Origin of the sequence: Devosia submarina, from assembly GCF_003056345.1 — a bacterium.
In the GTDB taxonomy this organism is placed as follows: Bacteria; Pseudomonadota; Alphaproteobacteria; order Rhizobiales; family Devosiaceae; genus Devosia; species Devosia submarina.
On sequence record NZ_PYWB01000016.1, the window covers coordinates 18700 to 38517 of the forward strand.

Consider the following 19818-nt stretch of genomic DNA (forward strand, 5'->3'; position numbering starts at 1 on the left):
GGCCTAAGGGGCAGGGGTCCGACCCTCCCTATCGAGTTGTGCCATGACTAGCCTGCCTGCGGCCCTGACCATTGTCCCGCCGACCCATCCGCTCGTCGGCCGCGTTTCACCTCCAGGCAGCAAATCCATCACCAACCGGGCACTGCTCCTGGCCGCTCTTGCAACGGGTACGAGCCGCCTCACAGGCGCGCTCAAGAGCAAGGACACGACACTCATGGCCGCCGCCTTGCGGCAGATGGGCGTAGCGGTAGACGAGCCTGATGCCACCACCTTTGTGGTCACCAGCAGCGGCCAACTACAGCAGCCGGAAGGCCCCTTGTTCCTCGGCAATGCTGGCACAGCCACGCGCTTCCTCACGGCTGCCGTGGCGACTGTCCAGGGTGAGGTTGTTGTCGATGGCGACGCAGAGATGCGCGTTCGTCCGATTGGACCACTGGTGACGGCGCTCCAGTCCCTTGGCGTTGACGCAACCAGCCCGACCGGGTGCCCGCCGGTGATCGTTCGCGGCAATGGTAGCTTCGGTAGTGGGCGTGTCGAGATTGATGCGGGTCTGTCCAGTCAGTATGTTTCCGCCTTGCTGATGGCTGCTCCGCTAGGGAACGGCCCCATTGAAGTGGCGCTTACCGGTACGGAGATCGGCGCGCGCGGCTATGTCGACCTCACCCTTGCGGCCATGCGCAGCTTTGGCGCCGATGTCGAGCAACTCAATGCCGGCACATGGTTGGTGAAGCCGACCGGCTACAAGGCAACCGACTTCCACATCGAGCCTGATGCGTCTGCAGCCACCTATTTGTGGGCAGCCGAAGTGCTTACGGGCGGCGAAATCGACCTCGGCGTGGCGCCCGATGCCTTTTCCCAGCCTGACGCGGCGGCTCAGGCAGTCATTGCGCAATTCCCCAACATGCCACCTGTGATCGATGGCTCGCAGATGCAGGATGCGGTGCCCACGCTGGCCGTGCTGGCCGCGTTCAACAACAACCCTGTCCGCTTCGTTGGCATTGCCAATCTGCGGGTCAAGGAAACCGACCGCACAAAAGCCGTGGCGACGGAACTGTCGCGCATCCTGCCGGGCTTGGGGACGGAGGAGGGCGATGATCTCCTGGTTGCGTCCGATCCCGACCTAGGCCGCAAGCTGGCGCAGCGGAACGAAACAACGCGGATCGAGACCTACCATGATCACCGCATTGCCATGAGCTTTGCCTTGGCTGGGCTGCGCATTCCCGGGATTACGATCCTGGACCCGGCCTGCACCGGCAAGACTTACCCCGAATATTGGAACATGTTGGAGAGCCTGGGCGTGGAGCTCAAGCCGGCAAACTAGGCTGCGGTCATATCCGCATTGATCTTTTCGAGCACGCGCTCCAGCTCTTCTTCGCTGACGACCCGGTTGCGGCCGGAGCGCTTGGCGCCATAGAGGCACCGGTCGGCGCGCTCGATAAGCGAGCACGCGCTATCCGCCGGGTGGAAGGCAGCGACACCGAACGAAGCCGTTATGCGGCCGAGCTTTTCGTTGGTGGAGCGCTTGAGCAACTCCTTGGCCTGTATGGCTTTTCGGATATTCTCTGCTGCGATCACCGCGCCCGCCAGATCAGTCGAGGGAAGTACCGCGACGAATTCCTCGCCGCCATAGCGAGCCGCAACATCCTTGCCCTTGATGTTGGATTTGAGCGTCATCGCGACCAGGCGCAGGACCTGATCGCCGGTCTGATGCCCGAACGTATCGTTAAAATTCTTGAAGTGATCGATGTCGGCGATGATGAGGCTGAGGGGCGAGTCGCTCGTTTGGGCTTCGGCAATCGCCCGCGCGAGTTCATCATCAAAGCTTTTGCGATTGGCGATCTTGGTCAGCGGATCAAGCAGGGATTCGCGGCGAACATCGTCGAGGTCTCGCTGGAGGGACGCAATGTCGTCCCGAGAAGCCTGGAGTTTTTCTTCCAGCGACAGATTGGTTTCCTGCATCTGAAGGGTTTGCGCCAGAAGCTGTTCCGCCAGCGAGCTGATGGCCTTGGGAGCAAGCGGCTGGCGCAGATGACTGGCGGCGGATTCGAGTGAGCCGGAATAGGTCTGGGCATTGTTCATGGCCAGGTCGATCGCGTCATGCACCGCTTCGATGCGAGCATGCATGCGTTCAGAAACGTCAGACATGCGGTCACTGACGTCTGACTTCAAGAATTCGTTGTAGAGAGCTTCAGCAAGATCCGCATCGGGCGTGCCACCATTGCGGAATATGTCATTGATGCGCTGGTTGAGGTGCGGATTGACGCCAGTCGAATATGTATAAAGCAGTTCATAGAACTGCGGATAAGGAGGAATACTGGAACGCCGTAATAAGTCAAACGCAGCGTTGGCATAGCCAAGCGCTCTTTTATATTCCTGCTCCGACACTTGTGTCCCCTCACGCGCCGATAATCAAATCAGCTGCGCCACATGTTGAAGATTTGGCTCCTTATAGTTACTGCCTTGAAGTTAAGGAAGGAAAAAATATACCGGAGTGCATCTTCAACTATGTTTTAGAGGTAATTAGCTGGCAATACGCACCGGTCGCAACAGAAATGCCGGTATTGGACCGTCATTACCGAATGGCGAATTGCTGCTCTCGCTAGAATCGTTCTCGGTTGTTTCCAACGGCCGACGCGAACGTTGACGCTGCGAACGCTTGCTCGGCTGCGGCGTTTCTTCCAGTGGTTTTTCAGCAACCTCCTGCAGCGCTGCTTCCTCGGTCTGAACCGTTTCCTTTGCAGCCGCTGGACGGGTGCGCGCGCCCCCGCGACGCGTCCGGGTCGGACGAGCGGGACGTTCTTCGGCTGTCTCCTCAGGCACTGCGACGGCAGGCGCTTCGAGCCAGTCGATGGGCTTCTGGATCAGCTTAAGGATTGCCTCGAGGTGCTTGCTGTCAGCAGGCGCGACCAGCGTGTAAGCAACGCCCAGGCGACCGGCACGGCCCGTGCGACCGATGCGATGCACATAGTCTTCGGCGTGCACAGGAACATCGAAGTTGAAGACATGGCTGACGGCGGGGATATCAAGACCGCGCGCAGCAACGTCGCTGGCGACAAGCAGCGTCAGGCGGTTGTTCTTGAATGCATCAAGGGTTTCGGTGCGGCTCTTCTGGTCCATGTCACCATGGAGAGCCCCGGCAGAAAATCCATGCCGCTCAAGAGAACGCGCCAGCGTCGCCACATCGCGCTTGCGATTGCAGAAGATGATGGCGTTCGTCAGCCCTTCTGCGCCGCGAATGAGGTCGCGCAGGGAAGAGCGCTTGTCTTCCGGCTTGGACGAGACCTTGACCAGTTTCTGATCGATGGTGTCTGCCGTCGATGCCGTGCGCGAAACCTGCACATGCACCGGATCCTTGAGGAACTTTTTAGTCAGCTTCTCGATCTGGCCATCCATGGTGGCCGAGAACAGCATGGTCTGGCGGCGGGGCGGCAAGCGCGAGCAGATCTTTTCGATGTCATCGATAAAGCCCATGTCGAGCATGCGATCGGCTTCGTCGATGACCAGGATTTCGACCCCATTCAGCATGATCTTGCCGCGATCGATCTGATCGAGCAGCCGGCCAGGCGTGGCAATCAGCACGTCGACGCCACGGTCGAGCTTTTTGTTTTGGTCTTCAAAGGACACGCCACCGATGATCAGAGCCATGGTGATGCGGTGGTTCTTCCCGTATTTCTCGAAATTCTCGGCGACTTGCGCCGCGAGTTCGCGCGTCGGCTCGAGAATAAGGGTGCGCGGCATGCGGGCGCGCGCACGGCCGTTTTCGAGCAGTGTCAGCATGGGCAAAACAAACGACGCCGTCTTGCCGGTGCCCGTCTGGGCAATGCCGATCAGATCTTTCTTGTTCAGCAGGTGAGGAATGGCCTGCGCCTGGATCTCGGTTGGCTTGGTGTATCCGGCTGCGGAAACCGCGTCGGTTACTTTGGTGGAAAGGCCAAGCCCGGAGAAATCGTCGCTCAAATCAGGTAATCCACATCATATAGGCAATCGGTGCCAAGTCCGCGTCGAATTATTCGAACGGTACACCGGTTCGGCAGTTGCGGGCATAACTTGTAAGTACGCTCATGCCCGCGAACTGGGTGGCCACCTGACGGGATGCAGCAAGTGCAAGAACGGCGGAATGGCCCTGAGCAGCGTCAGCAGCGGGAGGCGGACAAATAGATCCAGCCGTCGCGCCTGACTTGCGCCAGCGCGGCGGAACATAGCGCAAACCCCTTCGGAGTCAACGGTCTTGCCGGATTCGTGCTTAAACCGACGATACCAGAGCGCTAGATATCGAGATCCGTAACAAAGGCTGCATTGGCCTGGATGAAGTCAAAGCGTGCCTCGGGCTTGGTCCCCATCAGCCGATCAACACTCGACTTGGTCGCATCCAGATCATCGCGCACCTTTACTTGGAGCAGGGTGCGGGTCTTCGGCGACATGGTGGTTTCGCGCAAATGGGCGAAGGGCATTTCGCCCAGGCCCTTGAAGCGCGTCATGTCGACCTTGCCCTTGCCAGTGAACTCGGTGGCGAGAAGCTCGTCCTTATGGGCGTCGTCCCTTGCATAAAGCGTTTTGCCCCCCTGGCTGATGCGGTAGAGCGGGGGCAGGGCGAGATAAAGGTGTCCGCCGTCGATAAGCTTGGGCATTTCCTGGAAGAAGAAGGTCATCAGGAGGGATGCAATGTGGGCGCCGTCGACGTCAGCATCGGTCATGATGATGATCTTGTCGTAGCGCAGATCGTCTTCCCGGTAGCGGTCACGCGTGCCGCAGCCAAGCGCTTGGATCAAATCGGAAATCAGCTGGCTGGCCTGCATTTTTTCGCGACTGGCGCCGGCGACATTGAGGATCTTGCCGCGTAGGGGCAGCACCGCCTGGCTCTGGCGATTGCGCGCCTGCTTGGCGCTGCCGCCAGCCGAGTCACCTTCCACGATAAAGAGTTCGGCGCCCTGCGCGGCGGTTTGCGTGCAGTCGGCGAGCTTGCCAGGGAGGCGCAATTTGCGCGTGGCACTGGCACGATCGATCTCTTTTTCCTTGCGGCGGCGGAGGCGCTCTTCGGCGCGCTCAACGGCCCAATCCAGCAGCTTGCCGGCCTGGTTGGGCGAGGCTGCGAGCCAATGGTCAAAGGCATCGCGCAGGGCCGTGTCGACAATGCGCGTGGCCTCGCCGGAAGCCAGCTTGTCCTTGGTCTGGCCGACAAATTCAGGCTCGCGCACGAAGACGGAGAGCATGGCGTTGCAATGGGCAAAAACGTCTTCGGCTGTCAGGATAGCGGCAGCCTTGTTCTTGGTCAGCTCTGCGTAACTCTTGAGGCCACGCAGCAGAACGGCGCGCAAGCCCGCTTCGTGCGTGCCGCCATCGGGCGTTGGCACGGTGTTGCAATAGGAAGAAACACCGCCATCACCAAGCGTCCAGGCCACGGCCCATTCTACAGCACCATGGGTGCCGGGCTTGCCATGGCTGCCGGCAAAGAGGTCATCGACGATGCGCGTTTCGCCCTCGATGCGGGCGGCCATGAAGTCTTTAAGGCCATCGGGGTAATGGAACACTGCCTTGGCGGGAGCGTCATCGCTGGCAAGGCTCTCGTCGCAGCTCCAGCGCAGTTCGACGCCGCCGAAAAGATAGGCCTTGGCGCGCGTCATGCGGAACAGGCGCGTTGCTGAAAAACGGGCCGTTTCGCCAAAGATCTGCGGGTCGGGATGGAAGCGGGTGGTGGTGCCGCGGCGATTGTTGACGCGGCCTACAATCTCCACCTTTGTCTGGGGGATGCCACGCGAATAGATTTGCCGGTAGAGCGTCTGATCCTTGGCGACTTCGACCACCAGGTCATCCGACAGGGCGTTCACCACGGACACGCCCACGCCGTGCAAACCGCCTGAAGTTTCATAGGCTTTGGAGTCGAACTTGCCACCAGCGTGGAGCTTGGTCAGCACCAGTTCAAGCGTCGACATCTGGGGGTTCTTGGGATGGGGCTCGACTGGAATGCCACGACCGTTATCCGAAACGGTGACATATCCGTCGGCGCCAAGGTGAACCTCGATGCGCGTGGCGTGGCCGGCGATGGCCTCGTCCATGGAATTGTCGATCACCTCGGCAAAGAGGTGGTGCAAGGCGTTGGCATCGGTGCCCCCGATATACATGCCCGGACGCCGCCTGACTGGCTCAAGTCCTTCCAAGACCTCAATATCTGCAGCCGTGTATGATCCGGCCGGGCTCGCCGAAACGGGCGCCAGCTTGGGCGCCTTGGGTTTGGTGAGCTGCGGTTCGGCTTCGATGGAGCCGCCGAAAAGATCTTCTGCTTGCGACATGAATGTTCCGCTTTCGTACCCGAATCGGGCGAAGGACGCCTTCTAGCATAATGCAGTCCTAAAACTGCAAAACTGGCCGTGACCGGCTTTCCCTCGCCTTGGCAACTGTGTCCACCAACACCGCGTTTGTGTTAGCAGACTGTTACCGTTGAGACTGCCACACAAGCGTTGAGGAGCCTTAAATGAGAACGCTAGCGACAGCTCTGACGCTCGTACTGCTGCTTCCTTTTTCCGCCGCCCACGCCCAGAGCTTCGGCATTTTCTTTGGGGATGAGCGCGACGACCTGTTTCCCCGTGAGCCCCGCCTGGCGCTCTGCATGACCGACCGGCAGATCCGCGACGCTGTCGCCGATGCCGGATACGACAATATAGCACTCAATGCACCCAATGAGGATCACGTGCAGGTGCGTGCGACGCGCGATGGCGCTGTGTACCTGCTCGACTTCAACGCCTGCACCGGACGCATCGAGGACGAGCGCCGGCTGCGCTAGCCTAGGGATCGAAACAGAACCGTCCCAAGATCGGGCGTCGAGTTTACGTTCCGTTTGCTTCTTGAAAGCACTTTCTTAAACGCCCGCTGCTAGAACAGTGGACATACGGTTTTTGTATGGAGTTGCCGTATGCGAGCCGGTCGAGATCTTCGTTCTGCGTACCAGATTTCGCCGGGCTCACCTGCCGTCAGATATTGGCCGCATGCCGGATTTATTAGTATTGCGTACCGGTTGGCCAGTCTGACAGTCCCGCGTTTCGGGGCATTGATCATGACATCGACCTTTTTCTTTCTGGTCTAACCCTGCTGCGAATTGCTTTTCGCAGCGGGTTTGGCTATGCCTTTTGCAAGGCCAGCACCAAAAGAGGGAGGCTCCGATGACATTGATGTTCGAGCATCGCTCTCGTGGCCCCGTCCAGGCCCTGTGGCAAAAGCTGCAGGGCTGACCAGGAACTGGTACGGACGCTTTCTCCTATCTCCATTTTCCGGTTTGCCCTTCCACGCGGTTTGAGCGCTTGCGCCTGCCGCTTCCAGAATGGCTTTGGCGTGCTGCAGGGCAGGCGCCGCTTTCCGTGAGATCAAGATGGGCTCGATCAGCCTTCGCAATGCCGGCCTTGTGGCCAGTGAAACTCTTTTTTCCAATCTGAACGTCGTGCTCGGCGACGGCGACCGCGTCGGGCTGGTGGCTGGCAACGGCCGGGGCAAGACGACCTTGCTCAGGGCCATGGCCGGGCAGGGGGAACTCACCGCCGGCGACATCGTGCGCTCCCGTGGCCTGCAAATGGGCTATGTGGAACAGGACATGCCCAAGCAGAGCATGGGCCTGACGCTCCATGAGGCTGTGCTCGAGGCGCTGCCTGCGGTTGATCGGGAAACCGACTGTTGGCGGGTCGATGTGGTGCTCGATGAATTCCAGACGCCCGAGGCTATGCGCCACCGGAAGCTGACGGAACTGAGCGGCGGCTGGCAGCGCATAGCGCTGATCGCGCGCTGCTGGGTAACGCAGCCCGACGCCTTGTTGCTGGACGAGCCGACCAACCACCTTGATCTGGGCAAGCTGGTGCAACTGGAAAACTGGATCAACAGGGCTATCGGCAACATTCCCGTGGTGATTGCGAGCCATGATCGGGAGTTCCTCGACGTCACGACCAACCGCACCCTGTTTCTGCGGCCAGACCAGTCCCACTATTTCGCGCTGCCCTATAGCAAGGCGCGCATTGCCCTGGCCGAAGCTGATGAGGCGGCTGAAGCCCAGCGCGAGCGCGACCTCAAGGAGGTCAGCCGTCTACGCAAGCAGGCCGCCAAGTTGACCAACATCGGCATCAACTCGGGCAGCGATTTGCTGGTGGTGAAATCCAAATATCTGCGCGAGCGTGCCGAGAAGATCGAAACAAGGGTCCTGTCGGTGCACAAGGAGCGCAGCGGCGAGATCAAGCTGGGCAATAGCGGCGCGCAGGCCAAGGTGATGGCCGCGATTGAGGATGTGGAGGTGCGGGCGCCGAGTGGTGACAAGCTGTTCCGCATTGACAAGCTCCATATCTTCCAGGGGGACCGGCTGGTGATCCTAGGGCGAAACGGCGCGGGCAAGTCGCAGTTCATGGGGCTGCTGCACCGTGCCATGAGGGGAGAGGAAACGGCAGGCATCCGCATCAGTCCGCAAGTGGTGCCGGGCTATGTCGACCAGGCGATGAGCTTTCTGCCCGACAAGCGCTCGCCGCTCGACTACATCACCGGCGCATTCAACGAAGGCGACCAGCGCAGCAAGAGCCTGCTGGCAGCGGCCGGATTCCCGCTGGAAAAGCAGGATCGGCCGATCGGACAGTTGTCGTTCGGGCAACGAGCGCGGCTGGGCCTGCTCGCGATGCGATTGCTGCAGCCCAATTTCTACCTGCTCGATGAGCCGACCAACCATGTCGACATCGCGGGGCAGGAGCGGCTGGAGGAGGAAATCCTAGCTCACGGAGCGACCTGTGTTCTGGTGTCGCATGACAGGAGCTTCGTCCGAGGGCTGGGGAGCCGGTTCCTGGTAATTGAAGGGAAGCGGCTGAAGGAGATGGACGGGCCTGAGGGGTTTTTCGCGGAGATGGCGGCGGAGTTGGGGTGAGGGGTGTTTGTCTGTTTGCCTGTACTCGCATCGTGGCTCTCGTCCCCCCACCCTTGCCCTCCCCGCGAGGGGGAGGGTGGTGCGGTGGGTGTGGCAGCATGGTGCCATTCGTCTGCGGAGGGAAGGGTGGGGCACGGTTCAGGTCCGCACTCGATGTCATCCCGGGCTCGACCCGGGATCCATCCTGAGATTTGTGGTTGGTTCGGTGAACGATCGAACCACCTTGCGGCTGTGGCGGGATCTCGAGACGGGTGCTGACTCGGTAGCCTGCCTCGGGCGGGTCGGGACCCGGGCAATGACATCGTGGATGGGCTAGGGCAGAGGCCAACACAAACTGGATCGTCACCCTCTGGCTCGACCCGAGGGTACTTTACTTTGGTGAGCGTTTTGCAAGTGAAGAGCCCTCGGGTCTTCGCCCGAGGGTGACGAGCGGTGCTTAAGGCGCAATCCCGTTGCATACTCGATGTCATCCCAGGCCCGACCCGGGATGATATCGCATGGGGGCCGACACCAGAGTTGTCAGTCTCGGGTTTAAAGCAGGAATAGCCCGTCGTCACTGGAACGATGGCACCCTCTTGCGGCCAACTTGAAATTCGCCGTTCACACACCATCTTTGTGTGGAACCAAGACCCTGTTTGGTTCCACTCTTTCCCCACAAACATCGCTCACAAATTCGGGATGCAATGCCCCTTAACAGCGGCGAAGTTTTGCTTACATAATGGTCCTCACCATGCTGCTTCGTTTGACGACAGATGTTTGCCCGATGATTGCCAAAGACCTCCTCGAAACCAACGAAGAGGCCCCAGTCGCGATGCGCCTGGTGCCTGCGCCTGCCTGGGCGGGTCCCAAGGAGGATGACCCCGGCAAGGGAGATGGCAAGGGTGGAACCGAGACCGGGATCATTACCAAGACCCGGCCCAAGACCAAGCGCCCGAATTTGTATCGGGTGCTGCTTCTCAACGACGACTACACGCCCATGGAGTTCGTCATTCTCGTTCTACAGGACGTCTTCAACAAATCGCGTGAAGAGGCCGTCCAGATCATGCTGCACGTGCACCAAAAGGGGGTGGGTGAGTGCGGCGTATATCCCTACGAGGTGGCCGAGACTAAGGTCACCAGAGTCATGGATACGGCACGCAAAAACCAGCATCCGCTGCAATGCGTGATGGAAAAGCAATAGGAACATCATATGCCCTCATTTTCCCGCGGACTTGAAAAGGCTCTGCATCAGGCGATGAACCTGGCGCGTGAGCGCAACCATGAGTTCGCAACGCTCGAGCACCTGCTGCTGGCCCTGACCGACGACCGTGAAACGATCGCCGTGCTGACCGGCTGTGACGTCGATGTCGACGCGCTCAAGAGCGATCTTGAAGATTTTATCAATGAAGAACTGGACAGCCTGATCGTTGCCAACGGCCAGGACGCCCGCCCGACGGCGGCATTCCAGCGCGTGATCCAGCGCGCGGTGATCCATGTCCAGAGCTCGGGCCGTGAAGAAGTGACGGGCGCAAACGTGCTGGTCGCCATCTTTGCGGAGCGCGAGAGCCACGCCGCATACTTCCTCGAACAGCAGGACATGAGCCGGCTGGACGCGGTTAATTTCATCAGCCACGGGATCACCAAGTCCGGTCCCAGCGAGGAGCGCAAGGTGCGTGGTGCCGACGACGGCGACAACCAGGGGGAAGGCGGGGCGGAAGCCAAGAAGAGCTCGGCCCTGGCCGATTTCTGCGTCAACCTCAATGAAAAGGCCCGTTCGGGCAAGATCGACCCGCTGATCGGGCGCGATGCCGAACTGCGCCGCACTATCCAGGTGCTGTGCCGCCGCTCCAAGAACAACCCGATCTATGTGGGTGACGCTGGCGTCGGCAAGACGGCCATCGCCGAAGGTCTTGCCCGCAAGATCGTCGAAGGCGATGTGCCTGAAGTGCTCAAGGAAGCGGTGATCTATTCGCTCGACATGGGCTCGCTCCTGGCCGGTACTCGCTATCGCGGTGACTTCGAGGAACGCCTCAAGGCCGTGATGAAGGAGCTTGAAAAGCTTCCGAATTCTGTCCTGTTCATCGACGAAATCCATACCATGATCGGTGCGGGCGCCACCTCTGGCGGTGCGCTCGATGCGTCGAACCTCCTCAAGCCTGCCCTGGCTTCGGGTGCGATCCGCTGCATTGGCTCGACCACCTATAAGGAATATCGCCAGTTCTTCGAAAAGGATCGGGCCCTGGTCCGTCGTTTCCAGAAGATCGACGTCAACGAGCCGTCCGTGCCCGATGCTATCGAGATCGTCAAAGGCCTGCGGCCCTATTTCGAAGAGTTCCACAAGATCAAGTACACCGACGATGCCCTCAAGGCTGCGGTGGAACTGAGCGCGCGGTATATCAACGACCGCAAGCTGCCCGACAAGGCGATCGACGTGCTCGACGAAACCGGCGCATCGCAGATGCTGGTGACGGAAGATCAGCGCAAGAAGGTGATCGATGTCGAGGACATCGAGGCCACCATTGCAACGATCGCCCGCATCCCGCCCAAGACGGTTACCAAATCTGACGCTGAATTGCTGTCGGGCCTTGAGCAGAGCCTTAAGACCGTGGTGTTCGGCCAGGACCAGGCGATTGTCGCGCTGACATCAGCCATCAAGCTGGCTCGTGCCGGCCTGCGTGAACCGGAAAAGCCAATCGGCTCCTACCTCTTCACCGGCCCCACCGGCGTCGGCAAGACGGAAGTGGCCAAGCAGCTCGCCGATACGCTGGGCGTGGAACTGCTGCGCTTCGACATGTCCGAATACATGGAGCGGCACACCGTGTCGCGCTTGATCGGTGCCCCTCCGGGCTATGTCGGGTTTGACCAGGGCGGCTTGCTCACCGATGGCGTGGACCAGCATCCGCACTGCGTGGTGCTGCTCGATGAAATCGAGAAGGCCCACCCGGATCTCTACAACATCCTGCTGCAGGTGATGGACCACGGCAAGCTGACGGACCACAACGGCAAGTCCGTGGACTTCCGCAATGTGATCCTGATCATGACGTCCAATGTGGGCGCGCAGGAACTGGCACGCAGCCCGATCGGGTTTGGCCGCAAGCGCGAGCAGGGGGACGATGAAGAGGCGATCAACCGCACCTTTACGCCCGAATTCCGCAATCGCCTGGATGCGATCATCTCGTTTGCGCCGCTGCCACGCGAAGTGGTCCGTCGCGTTGTCGAGAAGTTCGTGCTGCAGCTCGAAGGCCAGTTGGCCGAGCGTGGCGTCACGATCATCCTGCAGCCCGAAGCCGCCGATTGGTTGGCGGAGCGCGGCTATGATGAACGTATGGGTGCGCGTCCGCTGGGCCGCGTGATTCAGGAGCACATCAAGAAGCCCTTGGCGGACCAGGTGCTGTTCGGCGAACTCGTCAATGGCGGCACGGTGACCGTGGCCGTGGTAGGCGAGGGGCAAGACGCCAAGCTGGAGCTGATTGCGGTTCCACCGCGCCCAGCCAAGCCCAAGGCGCTGCCAAAGCCGAAGAAGCCCAAGGCAACGGCAGACAAAGAATAAACGGAAGGCCGGGAGCGATCCTGGCCTTTTTGTTAGCGTGGGGTGGTTACATGCCCTGATCGTCACCCTCGGGCTCGACCCGAGGGGACTGTACTTTGCTTCACCACCCGAAAGACTAGAGCCCTCGGGTCAGGCCCGAGGGTGACCATTGGTGGTTGTTGTAATGGCTGAGCTAGGCCGCGCAGCGAGCGGCCTGAGACCTCATGGTGAGCTTGTCGAACCATGCGGTCGAGTGAGTGGAGCTATCGTGCCACGACCTCGTGGTTCGACAAGCTCATAACGAGGTCTACTAGGGAAGGAGTGACTATAGCCACATCAGCAGCATGGGGCCGATCAGGATTAGGCCGATGCCGATCACGAAGCGTAAGTTTCCGAGCTGGCGCAAGTTCGGGATGCTGAGCACGCTGGAGAGAACGAAGAAAGCTGCGAGCGCGATCAGGGCGGGCGTGAGAGCCTGCAGGTTCAGCGCCGTTTTCTCGTTGAGCTGCAGGAAGATCATGTGCCCGCCGGCAAAGCCAAGCAGGGCGGTGATGACTACAGTCACGGCCTTGGAGGTGATCAAGAGCGCCATGTCGATGGTCTGGCTGGTGATCAGGAGCGCAAGGCCCATGGCAGTGACATGGGCGGCAGCGAGCGTGGCGAACAGCTGCGTATTGGCCAGCAGCGGCACCATCTCTGGTGGCGCCGTCAGCGGCAGCGAGCCGATCTTCGGCAGATCGGCGCCATATTGCGACATGCCGAAGATGACATAGAGCATCACCAGCGTGCCAAGGGCGAACACCAGGGCCGTGGCCGCCAGCACCTTGAGCAGATCGATGCTGTCCTGTGACACCGCTTAGGCTCGCTTTGATGGGGAGAGAATTTTGGTATGCCGGGAGGGGGTCGAACCCTCGACCATTCGATTAAAAGTCGAATGCTCTACCACTGAGCTACCGGCACGCACCAAAAGCTTACGCCCGGAGGCGATGCGGCGGAACATAGTCAGCCAGCTTTCGCTGTCAACCGCTATTGCGCGGGAGCGGGGGTTTGAAGCGGTGTTCCCACAAGCTGTGTGGGCATGCAGGAGATTGAAACGCGTTCCACCTGCATGCAAAGGGCCGCCGCTTCGGCGCGCTGCGGGAGCGGGCCAAGCACGATCTGCTGCCTACCCGCGCCGTCGTCCACGACATGCGGCGACAGGCCGAACAGGAGTGGCCCAAGCTTCATCGAGAGATCGCGCCAGGCAGCTTCGGCCTGTTCCGGTGCCACCGGAGCGCCTAGGGCAACAGCGAAGTCGTTTGTGGACGGCAAGGCGGCAATTTGATCGGGCAGGGGCTGTTCGGCAGGCCCTGGCTGGGCTTCCTGCATCGGGCGCTGGCGAATGGCGACGGAGCCGCCATCGGCGTCGAAAACGAGCGGCGGTTCTTCGCCAATCGAAGATGTGATCGTCGAGCGGTCGATGCCGCCACCTTCCGGCATGGCCTCCATGATCCGCGGCAGGCTGACCTCAAGGGCCCCGACGCGCTGCACGACTTCGTTGTTCTGCTGCTCCTCAAGCGCAAAGCGGGTCAGAAGTTGAGCGTTTTCCCGCTTGAGCTCGACCGATTGCTGGCGCAGATCGGCGACCTGCAGGCGCAATTGCTCAAGCGAAGCACCTTCTATGCGCGTGCGGTGCAGCCCACCAAGAACGCTGGAGGGGATAAGAGCAGACACATTAGCACCCATCACCGCAATGGCGCAGGACACCAGGGCGACGACGCCCCACAGCGCGGCATCCGATTGCCGGAATTGTTCAGATGCCCTGGCCACGCAACGTTCCCTCGTCTCGCATTCGAATCAAGTGTGAAGCTTTGGTTTGAACATGCGGCCACGATTAGCTATTCGCCAACGCTTACCTGCCATAAATCTGTTGATTTGGGCGGCAATAGACGGCTCAACCGGAGAACGCGTCATGACTGAACTGCTGTCGATCATTCTTGCAGCGGGCGAAGGCACCCGTATGCGATCGGCAATTCCCAAGGTTCTCCATCCCGTTGGCGGCTTGCCGATGGTCGGACATGTCATGCAAACGGCGCTGAAATCGGGCGCTGGAAATATCTGCGTCGTGGTGGGGCCAAACCATGATGCCGTTCAGGCTGAGGTGAGCCGTCACGCCAGCAGTGCGCGCATATTCAGCCAGCTGGAGCGACTGGGGACCGGCCATGCGGTGCGGCAAGCGCGTGAGGCGTTTGCCCAGCACCAAGGCCATGTCGTTGTGCTCTATGCAGACAATCCCCTGGTTTCGAGCACCACGGTGAGCGCCATTACCGAACGGCTCGATGGCGGCGCCGACATCGTCGTGGTCGGCTATCGGCCGGACGATCCCACCAATCTTGGGCGCCTACTGACCGATGGCGGGAAGTTGCTCGCCATCCGCGAGCATCGTGACGCCACCGAAGAAGAGCGCAAGATCGGCCTGGCCAATTCCGGCATTATCGGGTTCCGCGCGGAAGTGCTGACCGGGATCATCGACCGCATCGGAAACAAGAATGCCAAGGGCGAATACTATCTGACCGATGCTGTTGAACTCGCCAATGCGGACGGCCGCCGCGTGGAGTTCATTGAAGCCGACCCTGGCGAGGTGATGGGGGTCGATGACCGGGTACGTCTGGCCGCGGCCGAAGCGCAGTTTCAAAAGCTGCGGCGCGAAGACTTCATGAAGGCAGGCGTGACGCTCAAGGATCCGGACAGCGTCTGGTTTTCCTATGATACCGAGATCGCGCAGGACGTGACGATCGAGCCCAATGTGGTGTTCGGACCGGGGGTAGTGATCGAGACCGGCGCGGTGATCCACGCCTTCAGCCATCTGGAAGGCGCTCATATCGGCCGCAATGCGTCAGTGGGGCCCTTTGCACGGCTACGGCCGGAGGCGAACCTTGGCGAGAACGCCAAGGTGGGCAATTTCGTCGAGATCAAGAAGGCCAAGATCGGCAAGGGCGCCAAGGTTAGTCACTTGACCTATATCGGTGATGCCGAAGTGGGCGCGAACGTCAATGTCGGCGCCGGCGTGATCACGGTGAACTATGACGGCTACAACAAGCATCGTACCATTATCGGGGACAATGCCTTTGTGGGGTCCAACTCGTCGCTGGTGGCGCCGGTGACCGTCGGGGAAGGCGCGCTGGTTGCCAGCGGCAGCGTGATCACCGAAGACGTGCCGCCAGACGCTGTCGCCTTTGGCCGGGCGCGGCAGGAAAACAAGCGGGGCCATGCGCCCAAAGTGCGCGAGCGGGCGCTTGCCAAGAAAGCGGCGAAGGGAAAATAGCATGTGCGGCATTGTTGGAATTGTCGGTAGTGCGCCAGTCGCTACCCGGTTGGTGGATGCGCTCAAGCGCCTGGAATATCGCGGCTATGACAGCGCGGGCGTCGCAACGCTCGAAGGTGGCGACATTGCGCGCCGCCGCGCCGAGGGCAAGCTCGGCAATCTGGCGCAGAAGCTGAGCTTCGAGCCGCTGAGTGGCCAGATCGGCATCGGCCACACGCGCTGGGCAACCCACGGGGCACCGACCGAGCAGAACGCGCATCCTCATGCGACCGAGCGCGTTGCCGTCGTTCACAACGGCATTATCGAGAACTTTCGGGAACTGCTGGCGGACCTCGCCAAAGATGGCTATCTGCCCAAGACGCAGACCGATACGGAGTCGGTGGCGCTTTGGGTGTCACGCGAATTGGCCAACGGGGCGGACCCTGAACTCGCTGTTGCTCGGACGCTGAAAAAGCTCAAGGGCGCCTTCGCGCTGGCCTTCCTGTTCAAGGGCGAGGATGGGCTGCTGATTGCAGCGCGCCATGGTGCGCCGCTGGCGATCGGCTATGGCACCACGGAAATGTATCTAGGGTCGGACGCCATGGCGCTGGCGCCGTTTACCTCACGGCTGACTTACCTCGAAGATGGCGACTGGGCGGTGATTACACCGGCAGGCGTCACCATCCGAGATGGCAAGGATGCCATTGTGCAGCGTGAGCAGCAGCTGTCGCAAGCCTCGGCCTTGCTGGTCGACAAGGGCAATCACCGCCACTTCATGGCCAAGGAAATCTACGAGCAGCCCGAGACGATCTCGCATACGTTGAGCCACTATGTGGATATGGGCGCCGAAAAGGTCGCGATCCGCGAAACATTGCCCTTCGACTTTGCCGATCTGACGCGCCTGACGATCAGCGCCTGCGGCACGGCCTATCTTGCTGGAGCGGTCGCCAAGTACTGGTTCGAGCGCTATGCGCGACTACCGGTTGATATCGATGTGGCATCCGAATTCCGCTATCGCGAGCCCCCGCTGGAAAAAGGCGGCCTGTCGCTTTTCATCTCCCAATCCGGCGAAACGGCCGACACGCTGGCGGCGCTGCGCTATTGCGCGGGGCAGGGCCAACATGTGGCCTCGCTGGTCAATACGCTGGAATCCACCATTGCGCGGGAATCGAGCGTGGTGTTCCCGATCCTGTGCGGTCCCGAGATCGGCGTGGCATCCACCAAGGCGCTGACGGCGCAACTGACGGCTTTGGCAAGTCTCGCCATTGCTGCCGGGCGCGCGCGGGGCGTGTTGACGGCGGAGCAGGAGGCGGAGTTCGTGCGCTCGCTGGTGCATCTGCCCACGGCCGTGTCGCAGGCGCTCAACACCGAAACGCAGATCATGGACATTGCCAAGCGTCTGAGCAAGGCCAAGGACGTGCTCTATCTGGGTCGTGGCCCGATGTTCCCGATCGCCATGGAAGGCGCATTGAAGCTGAAAGAAATCAGCTATATACATGCTGAAGGTTATGCAGCGGGTGAACTCAAGCACGGGCCCATCGCCTTGGTGGACGAGGATATGCCGGTGATCGTTGTGGCGCCATCGGACGAGCTGGTCGACAAGACGCTGAGCAACATGCAAGAGGTCGCGGCGCGTGGCGGCAAGATCATCCTGATCACTGATGCGCAAGGAGCCGGAACGGTGGGGCACGGCGTGGCTGATGTGATCGTCATTCCACAGGTGTCGAGCTTTGTGGCGCCGATCCTGGCAACGATTCCGGTGCAGCTGCTGGCATATCACACGGCTGTGTTCATGGGTACGGACGTGGATCAGCCGAGGAATTTGGCTAAGTCGGTAACGGTGGAGTAGGGCGCCTGCTCATCGCAAGCACGGGCCGTCCTCGGACTTGATCCGAGGACCATTAGCCGCGCGTGCCGCGTTGACAGTGGCCCTCGGATCAAGTCCGAGGGCGGCGCGGTGGGTGAGAAAAGACATCTGCTCAACCCGCCCGGATCAGCGGGATCGCCAAATCCTTCCGGAACAAATAGAGGCAGGTTCGTGCCGCTTCGCCTTCAGGGCCGCTGAGGCCGGGGTTACGGCTCAGCAAATCCTTTGCGTCGTCATGGGCGAAGTCGAGGAGGTGGCGGTGGACGTCTGGCACGGCGAGGCGGTAGCCGGGCATGCCGGATTGGCGGGTGCCGAGGACGTCGCCCTGGCCGCGCAGTTCGAGGTCGCGTTCGGCGATTTCGAAGCCGTCTTCGGTGGATTTGATGGTGTCGAGCCGGGCGCGGGCGGTTTCGCTCAAGGGGTCCTTGTAAAGCAGCAGGCAGGCGGAGCGTTGGGTGCCGCGGCCGACGCGGCCGCGGAGCTGGTGGAGCTGGGCTAGGCCGAAGCGCTCGGCGTGTTCGATAATCATGATCGAGGCATTGGGCACGTCGACGCCCACTTCAATGACGGTGGTGGCAACGAGGAGCTTGAGCTCGTTGGCGGAGAAGCGCTGCATGACCTCCTGCTTGGCGGCAGCGCTCATGCGGCCATGGACCAGGGCGACCTGGTCGCCGAAGACTTTTTGCAGTTCGGCAAAGCGATCTTCGGCCGCGACGACGTCTAGGTGCTCGCTTTCCTCAACCAGCGGGCAAACCCAGAACGCCTGGGCGCCTTCCGCGAGGCGGGCGCGCAGGCGCGCGATGACACGGTCATAGTCACCGATAGAGAGTACGGCCGTGTCGATTGGCTGTCGGCCGCGCGGCTTTTCCCTGAGGATGCTAACTTCCATGTCACCGAAATGGGTGAGAACCAGCGTGCGGGGAATTGGGGTGGCGGTCATCACCAGAAGGTCGGTGTGCTTGCCCTTGTCGGAGAGCGCGAGCCGCTGGTGGACGCCGAAGCGGTGCTGCTCGTCAACGACCGTAAGGCCAAGATTGTGGAACTCGACACCGGACTGGAACAGGGCGTGAGTGCCAACGACAATGGTGGTTTGGCCGCTGGCGATGCCGGCGAGCTTGGTTCGGCGTTCGGCGGCGCCCATCTTGCCGGTGAGGAGCTCGCAGCCAAGGCCGACCAGGTCGCAGAGCGGCTTGAGGGTCTTGAAGTGCTGGGCGGCCAGGATTTCTGTCGGCGCCATCAGGGAGGATTGCGCACCGCTTTCGGCCATGGCGGCCATGGCCATGAGCGCAACCACGGTTTTGCCGGCGCCGACATCGCCTTGGAGAAGGCGCGACATGCGATTGGGGGATTGGAGGTCGGCACGGATTTCATCGACGGCCTTTTGCTGCCCTTCGGTCAGGGAGAACGGCAGGGCCTGCCGGACGCGTTCGGTAATTTCGCCAGTGAAGGTGCGGGCGATGCCGCGATCGGCGACCATCGTTGAGCGGATCAGCTGGAGGGTGAGCTGGCCGGCGAAATATTCGTCATAAGCTAGGCGCATACGGGCAGGGGCCCAGAGCTCCGCCTCCTCTGGGGAGGCGGGCAGGTGGACGGACTTCATGGCATGGGCAAAGGTCGGCCATTTGCGTTCCTGCAGAATGTGCTCGCCGGCCCATTCCGGCAGGGGCGGGATGGTTTCGACCACTTGGCGGACCAGCTTGGAGAGGGCCTTGGAGCTTAGTCCGTTGGTGAGCGGATACACCGGTTCAACCAGGGGTAGGGTTTCGAACTTGTCGGGCTCAACGATGTAGTCCGGGTGCGTGATCTGCTTTTCGCCATTGAAGAAACCGATCTGGCCGGAAACGAAACGCTCCTCGCCTTCCGGCAGCGCCCGCTCAACCCAGCCGCCCTGGGCTCGGAAAAAGACAAGCTGCACGTCGCCCGTTTCGTCATGAGCGAAAACGCGGTGGGGGATATGCGGCTTGCCCTTGGGCGGGGGCTGGTGCCGGTCGATGTGGAGGCGCAGGGTGACGATCTGGTTGAGGTAGGCTTCGGCAATGCCGACCTGCCGACGCCTGTCGACCACGCCCGATGGCATGTGCATCAGAATATCGAGCGCAATCGCTTCTTGTCCCTCGGGGGCGCCGAAGAAGCGCGCGAGCAGGGCGGCAAGCTTGTCGCCCACGCCCTTGATGGAGTGGAGGGAACGAAACAGTTGCGAGAGCGATTCCGGGCGGGACACCAAGCGATTCTCCTTCAAGCCAAACTCGCATGGCCTGCCGCTTGCGGCCAACATGCTC

At 61.0% G+C, this 19818-nt stretch carries 13 protein-coding genes and 1 tRNA gene; 7 read left to right on the plus strand and 7 right to left on the minus strand.

Annotated features, from left to right (window positions below; translation table 11 throughout):
- Positions 1-43 precede the first annotated feature (43 nt).
- A complete protein-coding gene (locus DDE77_RS18325) occupies positions 44-1321 on the plus strand; it encodes a 3-phosphoshikimate 1-carboxyvinyltransferase (RefSeq protein WP_108398930.1) in 1278 nt (425 codons plus the stop codon).
- On the opposite strand, the gene DDE77_RS18330 is transcribed toward DDE77_RS18325, so the two are convergent.
- The 3 genes from DDE77_RS18330 to parE all read right to left on the minus strand — a co-directional run bounded on the left by DDE77_RS18330 (position 1318) and on the right by parE (position 6287).
- Positions 1318-2385 carry a GGDEF domain-containing protein gene (locus tag DDE77_RS18330; RefSeq protein ID WP_108398931.1) on the minus strand — a complete coding sequence of 356 codons (1068 nt, stop codon included), beginning with the start codon at positions 2383-2385 and terminating at the stop codon, positions 1318-1320. The genes DDE77_RS18325 and DDE77_RS18330 overlap by 4 nt on opposite strands.
- Positions 2386-2520: 135 nt before the next feature.
- The gene (locus DDE77_RS18335; protein WP_108398932.1) at positions 2521-3957 is read right to left on the minus strand and encodes a DEAD/DEAH box helicase; all 1437 of its coding nucleotides are present in this window, start codon (positions 3955-3957) and stop codon (positions 2521-2523) included.
- 308 nt (positions 3958-4265) lie between these two features.
- Positions 4266-6287 carry a DNA topoisomerase IV subunit B gene (parE, locus tag DDE77_RS18340; protein ID WP_108398933.1) on the minus strand — a complete coding sequence of 674 codons (2022 nt, stop codon included), beginning with the start codon at positions 6285-6287 and terminating at the stop codon, positions 4266-4268.
- A 182-nt stretch (positions 6288-6469) separates the two neighbouring features.
- On the opposite strand from parE, the gene DDE77_RS18345 reads away from it, so the two are divergent.
- The 4 genes from DDE77_RS18345 (at position 6470) to clpA (ending at position 12410) form a co-directional block, all read left to right on the plus strand.
- Positions 6470-6778 carry a hypothetical protein gene (locus tag DDE77_RS18345; RefSeq protein WP_108398934.1) on the plus strand — a complete coding sequence of 103 codons (309 nt, stop codon included), beginning with the start codon at positions 6470-6472 and terminating at the stop codon, positions 6776-6778.
- Between the two features lie 582 nt (positions 6779-7360).
- Positions 7361-8881 carry an ATP-binding cassette domain-containing protein gene (locus DDE77_RS18350; RefSeq protein WP_108398935.1) on the plus strand — a complete coding sequence of 507 codons (1521 nt, stop codon included), beginning with the start codon at positions 7361-7363 and terminating at the stop codon, positions 8879-8881.
- Between the two features lie 811 nt (positions 8882-9692).
- Entirely contained in the window at positions 9693-10061 is a 369-nt protein-coding gene (clpS, locus tag DDE77_RS18355; RefSeq protein ID WP_108398962.1) for an ATP-dependent Clp protease adapter ClpS, read from the plus strand.
- Between the two features lie 9 nt (positions 10062-10070).
- Entirely contained in the window at positions 10071-12410 is a 2340-nt protein-coding gene (clpA, locus tag DDE77_RS18360; RefSeq protein WP_108398936.1) for an ATP-dependent Clp protease ATP-binding subunit ClpA, read from the plus strand.
- Between the two features lie 304 nt (positions 12411-12714).
- On the opposite strand, the gene DDE77_RS18365 is transcribed toward clpA, so the two are convergent.
- The 3 genes from DDE77_RS18365 to DDE77_RS18375 form a co-directional block, all read right to left on the minus strand.
- Positions 12715-13242: a hypothetical protein gene (locus DDE77_RS18365; RefSeq protein ID WP_108398937.1), complete on the minus strand. Its 528-nt coding sequence runs from the start codon at positions 13240-13242 to the stop codon at positions 12715-12717.
- Positions 13243-13274: 32 nt separating this feature from the next.
- A tRNA-Lys gene (locus DDE77_RS18370) sits at positions 13275-13349 on the minus strand.
- A gap of 66 nt (positions 13350-13415) precedes the next feature.
- Positions 13416-14198: an SPOR domain-containing protein gene (locus DDE77_RS18375; RefSeq protein ID WP_108398938.1), complete on the minus strand. Its 783-nt coding sequence runs from the start codon at positions 14196-14198 to the stop codon at positions 13416-13418.
- A 142-nt stretch (positions 14199-14340) separates the two neighbouring features.
- Between DDE77_RS18375 and glmU the strand changes: the two genes are divergently transcribed.
- Positions 14341-15693, plus strand: a complete 1353-nt coding sequence (glmU, locus tag DDE77_RS18380; RefSeq protein ID WP_108398939.1) for a bifunctional UDP-N-acetylglucosamine diphosphorylase/glucosamine-1-phosphate N-acetyltransferase GlmU — start codon at positions 14341-14343, stop codon at positions 15691-15693.
- Between the two features lies 1 nt (position 15694).
- Positions 15695-17521, plus strand: coding sequence for a glutamine--fructose-6-phosphate transaminase (isomerizing) (gene glmS / locus DDE77_RS18385; RefSeq protein ID WP_108398940.1), 1827 nt, complete (start codon positions 15695-15697; stop codon positions 17519-17521).
- Positions 17522-17651: 130 nt separating this feature from the next.
- Here the strand turns inward: glmS and recG are convergent, their stop codons facing one another.
- Positions 17652-19814: an ATP-dependent DNA helicase RecG gene (recG, locus tag DDE77_RS18390; protein ID WP_108398941.1), complete on the minus strand. Its 2163-nt coding sequence runs from the start codon at positions 19812-19814 to the stop codon at positions 17652-17654.
- Positions 19815-19818 lie beyond the last annotated feature (4 nt).

Coding starts and splice junctions, on each gene's coding strand:
- DDE77_RS18325 (WP_108398930.1), top strand. CDS start 44: ATGACTAGCCTGCCTGCGGCCCTGACCATTGTCCCGCCGACCCATCCG.
- parE (WP_108398933.1), bottom strand. CDS start 6,287: ATGTCGCAAGCAGAAGATCTTTTCGGCGGCTCCATCGAAGCCGAACCG.
- DDE77_RS18345 (WP_108398934.1), top strand. CDS start 6,470: ATGAGAACGCTAGCGACAGCTCTGACGCTCGTACTGCTGCTTCCTTTT.
- DDE77_RS18350 (WP_108398935.1), top strand. CDS start 7,361: ATGGGCTCGATCAGCCTTCGCAATGCCGGCCTTGTGGCCAGTGAAACT.
- clpS (WP_108398962.1), top strand. CDS start 9,693: ATGCGCCTGGTGCCTGCGCCTGCCTGGGCGGGTCCCAAGGAGGATGAC.
- clpA (WP_108398936.1), top strand. CDS start 10,071: ATGCCCTCATTTTCCCGCGGACTTGAAAAGGCTCTGCATCAGGCGATG.
- glmU (WP_108398939.1), top strand. CDS start 14,341: ATGACTGAACTGCTGTCGATCATTCTTGCAGCGGGCGAAGGCACCCGT.
- glmS (WP_108398940.1), top strand. CDS start 15,695: ATGTGCGGCATTGTTGGAATTGTCGGTAGTGCGCCAGTCGCTACCCGG.
- recG (WP_108398941.1), bottom strand. CDS start 19,814: ATGTTGGCCGCAAGCGGCAGGCCATGCGAGTTTGGCTTGAAGGAGAAT.